This is a genomic window from Flavobacterium sp. RSSB_23, from assembly GCF_051547145.1.
Classification (GTDB): domain Bacteria; phylum Bacteroidota; class Bacteroidia; order Flavobacteriales; family Flavobacteriaceae; genus Flavobacterium.
The window spans coordinates 1-608 of sequence record NZ_JBPTTO010000052.1 but is presented as its reverse complement, the minus strand read 5'-3'; the positions used below and the strand labels follow the sequence as shown (position 1 = coordinate 608).

Below are 608 nucleotides of genomic sequence, written 5' to 3'. Positions count from 1 at the left end.
GCGGATTTGCAATCCGTGCCCACTCCCTGCCCATACAGTCATAACCCCCAAGGGACTTAAAAAAAATAGGGCAATTATAAAATTAAAAACAAAAAATTATGAAAAACAAAATCACACAAACCGCAAACACGGCTAAAACCGCAAAACTAAAAACAATCACTCCCCTTACTAAAGAACAACTTGAAACCGTAGTGGGAGGCCCTGAAGGTTCTAGAGGGACTGAGACAACAGTGGGACATTAACAATAAACTTTATTGAAAAACCAGTGCTACGAACCCCGATAGCCCGGATTTGCAATCCGTGCCCATACAGTCATAACCCCCAAGTGACTAAAAAAAATTGGGCTATTTTAAATTTTAAAACAAAAAATTATGAAAAACAAAATCACACAAACCGCAAACACGGCTAAAACCGCAAAACTAAAAACAATCACTCCCCTAACTAAAAAACAACTAGAAACTGTAGTGGGTGGACCTGAAGGCTCTAGAGGTACAACATTAATGGTTCCCTAAAATGAATTTACAATAAAAAAATATTGTTTTTCCCGATAGCGCGGATTTGCAATCCGTGCCCATACAGACCCGATAGCGCGGATTTGCAATCCGTGC

The 608-nt window shown here is 39.6% G+C and carries 2 protein-coding genes; both read left to right on the top strand.

The window, feature by feature from the left end; all coding sequences use genetic code 11:
* Positions 1-98 precede the first annotated feature (98 nt).
* The gene (locus ACSVH9_RS16330; RefSeq protein WP_438064633.1) at positions 99-242 is read left to right on the top strand and encodes a hypothetical protein; all 144 of its coding nucleotides are present in this window, start codon (positions 99-101) and stop codon (positions 240-242) included.
* 129 nt (positions 243-371) lie between these two features.
* Positions 372-512, top strand: coding sequence for a hypothetical protein (locus tag ACSVH9_RS16325; RefSeq protein WP_438064632.1), 141 nt, complete (start codon positions 372-374; stop codon positions 510-512).
* Positions 513-608 lie beyond the last annotated feature (96 nt).

What these genes read in the sequence shown, in the direction of transcription:
- ACSVH9_RS16330 (WP_438064633.1), top strand. Translation starts at nt 99, where the DNA reads ATGAAAAACAAAATCACACAAACCGCAAACACGGCTAAAACCGCAAAA.
- ACSVH9_RS16325 (WP_438064632.1), top strand. Translation starts at nt 372, where the DNA reads ATGAAAAACAAAATCACACAAACCGCAAACACGGCTAAAACCGCAAAA.